This is a genomic window from Streptomyces tauricus (genome assembly GCF_014650955.1).
GTDB lineage: Bacteria > Actinomycetota > Actinomycetes > Streptomycetales > Streptomycetaceae > Streptomyces > Streptomyces tauricus.
In genome coordinates, this window is sequence record NZ_BMVY01000083.1 from 1 (window position 1) to 5463 (window position 5463).

The window sequence follows — 5463 nt, forward strand, 5'->3', positions numbered from 1 at the left end:
AAGCGGCCATCACCCTCGCCTCACTCCTGATGTGGGCGTGACATTTGACGACAGGCCCTAGGAGACTACGCAGCCGCTGTGAGGAAGCGGGTGCGCGCTACTTCGTGAACGCCGTCGTCGGGTGGACACCTGTTCCCCGCTCTCCAGAGAGCGGGACGGGTCCGTGCCTGCTCCGACAGGCACGGACCCGTCCCGAACCTACCGGCCCCCTGACAGGGCACTCCCGGCAGGGGATCGGGTGCACCCGACAGCTGAGCCGCGGCTGATCCCGAAACCGAGGCAACCGGCCCCGCTCCCCCCGTACGATGATCGTTGTGACCAGCCGCCGCACGCTCGGTGCCGGTCCCGAGGCTCTCGTCCCGGGCATCCGCGCCACCCAGGCCGACCTCCTTGACGGACTGCCCGGTGTCCGCATCACCGATCTCGCTGAACTGCGGGCCCGCGGGGTCATGGGGAGCCTTCTCCCTGCGTCACCGAGAGGCCGGCGCAGCCTGGGAGCAGGCCACGGGGACGCCGCCCCGCCCGGCGCGCTCGACTGAGTCCTGCTGCCCCGTTGGCTGGCGTCTGGGCGCGGGTGCTGTTGCGGCCCGGCGTGGCCGGTCTGCCCGCGGTGGCAGACACCGCCGCGTCACGAGGTGCGGAGATCGGTGGGGTGTGGGGATCAGGAGGGCTTGGTGGTCGTCTGTCCTGACCAGGCTTCTTCGGGGCTGGCGTAGTGGGGGAAGGCGGCGGAGAGGCTGTTGAAGGCGAGGAGGCGGCCGATGGCGGGCTGGTCGTAGACCAGGCGTAGTCCGTGGCCGGCCTGCGTGCAGCGTTTTTGTGCGGTGCACAGTTCGTGCAGGGGGGTGCAGTCCATGAAGGTCACCGCGGTGAGGTCGACGATGAGCCAGGCGTCCAGGGTGGTGCGGCAGGTTCCCCGCAGGAGTCGTGCGAAGGCGTCGCGGCTGGCGAGGTCGAGTTCTCCGCGGGGACGTACCACGCGGCACTCTTCGCGGCGGATGGGCCAGGGGGTTGTGATGGCGGGTACAGCTCTTTCTTGGTGCATCACAGGTGCGGTACCCGATCGTGTGTGGGCTGGTGTCGTGGCGGCGGCCGCCGCTTCGGGTGCGGCGGCCGCGTGCCCGGCCCGGCGCTGGTCCCCCGAGCAGCGCCGGCGGGCACTCCCTTTGAGTGGCCGGAGTTGTGGGCGGTCCGGCGCTTCGATGCTCCAAGGGACGTACCGGGCCTGTACCGCATTCGCGGGAGGGATGCGGGGCCCGGTGTCTGTCTGCCACAGGCTCGCTCTGCTGCGGGCGGAAGGGCCTCTGTCTGTCAACGCCCGGCTGGCGCGGAGAGGCTGCCCTTCGAACATAGGGTAACTGGCCGATTACCGCAGCGGCCTCGGCGTACCCGGTAGGAAGAAGTGACGTATCGGCATATGCCGATGCACTGGGATGGGGAGGGTGGCTTCCGTTCGGTCGGGCCTGCTTCCAGTCTCCAATACGGCTGACGTTGCGTTTTCGCCTGTGCTGCAGGATGTGGCTGCCGGGTGGTGGCTGACGGCTGAAAGCCGGGCCGGAGCCGCACTGCTGACCGTGCGACTCCAACCCTTCCGCTCTCCTGGCGTGTCCGGCGGGGCAGCTCCCGCGCCCCGCATCGCCAGGAGGGCACCGCGAGGACCGATCGGGGGGTCTCGGTCTTCGCGCCTCCGGTCGTCGCCGTGTCAGCGCGGTGGCGGCCGGACAGCATAAATCTATTACCACGGCCGCGACTTGGTAGGCAATGCACCCTGTTGTGCCGCTGAATACGAGGGACAGGGGAGGAAAAATCCGATGGCGCGGGGGTGCGGACCATGCGCTCCGTCGGCCCACAGCACGCGACTTACTGCCGACTGCCCTGTCCGCTCCGGTGCGGTGCATACCTGGTCGAGGGGAGATCAGCGGGTGAGGCATCCGGCCGGGGACGCCCCGGCCGGATGCCGCTTCGCTCGGCCCGTGACCGCCATATCGGCAAGGGGGCCACGCGAAGGGGTGCGCCGTCCGGGTCTGGGGACGTCGAGACCGCCGCCCACAGCAGGGGCGACTAGGTGCACAGCCACTCCGGCCGGCCCACGGTCTGTTGCGCTCCGAAAATTATGGCCATCCGCAATCCGTGCTGCAACACCGCAAAACGTAGTACGCGGCTAGCCACGCACGCCGACATCGGATACGCCGTGAGACACGGCATCAGGCAACCAAGGGGTACGACATCAGGTTCCGCCATCGGATTCCGCAGGTGTGTATCGGCGCAGGTCCGGCCATCTGGTCGGGCATTCCGTACGAGCTGACATCCCCCTCAGCACACCCTCACACCCCATCCGGCCCGAGAAGAAAGAAGGAGAAGGGAAGGGGCGGGCGGCGTGCGTGCCTCGGGCGTGGTGCCCGGCCCGGGGTGAGGACGAGGGGACGGGCGTGGCGCGGGTCCCCACCCGGCTTTCCCGCCGCCACGCGCTGTTCCTACGTGCGGCGGCCGGGGTGCGCGCGCAGCCTGACCACCGCGGCGGCCAGGTGATCCTGGAGATACGCGGGCAGCGGTTCGCCCTGTACGGAGGGGAGGACGGCTTCGGCGACGGTGTACAGCTTGGTGTTGGAGTGCTGCGACACGTCCACCAACAGCTCCCACGCCTCGTCCGCGGTGCAGGACCAGACGGTCATCAAGATGCCGCGGGCCAGGTCGATGACCGGCCGTCTGTCGAGTGCCTCCTGCAGTTGTGCGATCTCCTGGTGCAGGGCTTCGGCCGACTCGGCAGAGGGCTGGCCGGGGTCGTCGGTGTCGTGGAGCGGGCCGGAGACGGGAGAGCAGGTGTCGCGTGGCGCGACAGCCGGAGTGTGTCCTCCGGTGCGGCCACGCCGGGGATCCAGGCGTTGAGACGGGCGCATGCATCGAACGTACCCAGACCCTGCTCAGACAGCCACGCCGACCACGGCACGGTGTCACCATAGGAAATGCGCCGCGCACGGTTGGTTCCGCACCGTCAAGCGAGTGCACCCCGCCCCGCGAGTACGGGGGCAGCTCCGTGGCGGTGTACAAGCCGGATCCTGTGCTCCACCGGCTCGCTGCAACCGTCCGCCTTCCGCACCTTGTCTTGGTCGTCATGACGATCCCTCGAAAGCCACGATCTGTGAACGAGCGGGAGCTGCGTTTGTGGGGGGTCCGCCGGGCACTGGCCCTCACCTTCGCCGCCGCGATCCTGGCTGCGGGCAGCGTCTTCTACGCCCTGATCGTGCTGCTCGACTTCCAAGGGATCGACACCACCGGGAAGCTCGACGCGAAGACGCTCTTCGACCTGGTCAAGCTTTCCTTCGGGGTGGTCGCCGGGGCCGGTGCGCTCGTCGCCCTGGTCGTCGCCTATCGCCGCCAGCGCGTCGACGAAGCCGGCGCCCACCGGGAAGCCACCCGCCTGCACACCGAACGCTTCACCCAAGCCGTCGAGCAACTCGGCTCCGACTCACCCGCCGTCCGCCTCGGCGGCGTCCACGCCCTGGCCGGTCTCGCCGACGACGCCCCCGACAACAACCTGCGCCAGACCTGCATCGACGTCCTGTGCGCCTACCTCCGCCTCCCCTTCCCCTCCCACCCCGGCGACCTCCCCGACCCGTTGCCCGACGCCACCCCGCCCACCGAAGAACAACGAGACGCCCACCAAGACAAGAAGGACCTGTACTACGCATTACGTGAGGTCCGGCATACCGTCCTGCGCCTCATCGGCGACCACTACCGCATCCCCCACGGCACTCACCGCTCCTGGCAAGGCTGCGATCTCGACCTCACCGGCGTCACCATCGACGGCAACATCAACTTCGACGGCGCGACGTTCTCCGGCGGCAGGGTGTCCTTCGACGGCGCGACGTTTTCCGACGGCATCGTGTACTTCGGCGACACGACGTTCTCCGGCGGCTGGGTGTACTTCGGCAGTGCGACGTTCTCCGGCGGCATCGTGTCCTTCGACGGCGCGACGTTCTCCGGCGGCTGGGTGTCGTTCGGCAGCGCGACGTTCTCCGACGGCAGGGTGTCGTTTGGCAGCGCGACGTTCTCCGACGGCACGGTGTCGTTCGACGGGGCGACATTCTCCGACGGCACGGTGTCCTTCATCGGCATAGCGTTCAGCGCAGGCAGGATGTCCCCCAGCAGCGCGATGTTCTCCGGCGGCACGGTGTCCTTCAACCAGGCGACGGGCCCGGCCCCCGAAGGGCTCCTCGATGTCATTGGCACCCCCACGCCGCAAGAGGTAGTTCTTCCCGACATATGGCTTCCCGCAAATCCGTAGCCCTTTGAAGACGGCCCACGGTCTCCGCGTTTTGACAGTACGGCTTCGGCCGCTGCGTGCGGGTGCGGGATACCGGCGGTCGGGCCCGAGGGCCGCCGGACGTCTGTGGGGTTGACGGTGCGGTTGCGGCCACACGTCCGGTGCGCGCGGAATACGCTTGAAAGGTGACCGGAGGCCGGTCCGTGAGGAGCACGCCGGGTGCCACGGGGAGGCACGCATGCACACCCACATCATGACGCCCACAGTCCGCAGCAGGTACGACGCCTACGTGGAACATCTGCGCGCCTGCCGCGCGTGCCCGCAAGGGGCCGGGCGGTGCACCGACGGTACGGAGCTGGTCCGCCGCTACCTGGAAACGGTCAGGAAACCCTGAACAGCCCATCACCGCCACGGGCGACTTCCGTAGGCGCCGGTCGACTCCACTGGTAGGCCAGTTCTGGCTCCGACCAGTGCGTGGAGGACGCGATTGTGTGGGTGCGAAGTGACTCCGCCTGGCTGGTGCCTGTTTTCGTCGGTGTCGTCAGGTAGCACTCCGGTGGGGCCGGACAGGAGGACACTGGGCGGTGCGAGGGGATCTGATGGCAGCGGATGCCGCTGGGGACATGGCGTTGGATGAGGCCCGGTGTCGGGCTGTTGAGGAGATCGTGGAGGCAGTCCGCAGCGGGAAGCACTGGCGGGCCGGTGTCTTGCTGGAGCAGTTCGTGGCGGGCGCCGATCTCCCCGCGCTTGCTTGCAATTCAGGCTGGGGCGGGTGGTTATCGCGCGCAGCCGACGGCTCGTATCCGCGTTGAGCCACACCTGCGCCTCTAGTTCATCCCGCGAGTCCTGCTGTTCCTTCTCCCATGCGTTCGGAGGGGGGATGGCGCCCTCCCGCTGTGCGTCGCGTTCCTGCGCCCACGTGCTGTCCTGGACGTCCCGCTCCGGGAAGTAGCCCGGCCAGCCCTGGCCATCCATCAGCGCGGCGACGCGCCGCCATTCGGCATGCCGGGCCACCCACTGCTCGGCAAGGTCGGCCGGGTCACCGTCATACGGGCCACGGTCGGCAACAGGGGCATACAGCTGCTGCCGGGGTCTCCTGCTCTCGCCGCTCGGCTTCCTGGTTGTAGCAGTCTCTTTGGGCTCTGGTCCACTTCGTGTGGAGCAAGCACGTTCAGTAATCGCTTGGGGGGCACTGCCCA

5 protein-coding genes are annotated in these 5463 nt (G+C 68.7%); 3 read left to right on the forward strand and 2 right to left on the reverse strand.

The annotated features are described in order from the left end of the window. Positions 1–314 precede the first annotated feature (314 nt). Complete coding sequence (locus IE278_RS41530) at positions 315–539, forward strand: hypothetical protein (RefSeq protein ID WP_189780215.1); 225 nt, start codon at positions 315–317, stop codon at positions 537–539. Positions 540–661: 122 nt separating this feature from the next. Here the strand turns inward: IE278_RS41530 and IE278_RS43140 are convergent, their stop codons facing one another. Together IE278_RS43140 and IE278_RS41540 are read right to left on the reverse strand one after the other, a co-directional pair. Then, on the reverse strand, positions 662–1351 hold the full coding sequence (locus IE278_RS43140; protein WP_308434975.1) for an STAS domain-containing protein: 690 nt from the start codon (positions 1349–1351) through the stop codon (positions 662–664). Between the two features lie 1123 nt (positions 1352–2474). Then, on the reverse strand, positions 2475–2897 hold the full coding sequence (locus IE278_RS41540; RefSeq protein WP_189780217.1) for an ANTAR domain-containing protein: 423 nt from the start codon (positions 2895–2897) through the stop codon (positions 2475–2477). A gap of 242 nt (positions 2898–3139) precedes the next feature. Here IE278_RS41540 and IE278_RS41545 point away from each other — a divergent pair, with 242 nt between their 5' ends. Both IE278_RS41545 and IE278_RS41550 read left to right on the forward strand, forming a co-directional pair. Then, positions 3140–4285 (forward strand): pentapeptide repeat-containing protein, encoded by a 1146-nt coding sequence (locus IE278_RS41545; protein WP_308434976.1) that lies wholly within the window; start codon positions 3140–3142, stop codon positions 4283–4285. Positions 4286–4502: 217 nt separating this feature from the next. Further along, positions 4503–4658 (forward strand): hypothetical protein, encoded by a 156-nt coding sequence (locus IE278_RS41550; protein ID WP_189780219.1) that lies wholly within the window; start codon positions 4503–4505, stop codon positions 4656–4658. Positions 4659–5463 lie beyond the last annotated feature (805 nt).

Coding starts and splice junctions, on each gene's coding strand:
- IE278_RS43140 (WP_308434975.1), bottom strand. CDS start 1,351: ATGTTCGAAGGGCAGCCTCTCCGCGCCAGCCGGGCGTTGACAGACAGA.
- IE278_RS41540 (WP_189780217.1), bottom strand. CDS start 2,897: ATGCGCCCGTCTCAACGCCTGGATCCCCGGCGTGGCCGCACCGGAGGA.
- IE278_RS41550 (WP_189780219.1), top strand. CDS start 4,503: ATGCACACCCACATCATGACGCCCACAGTCCGCAGCAGGTACGACGCC.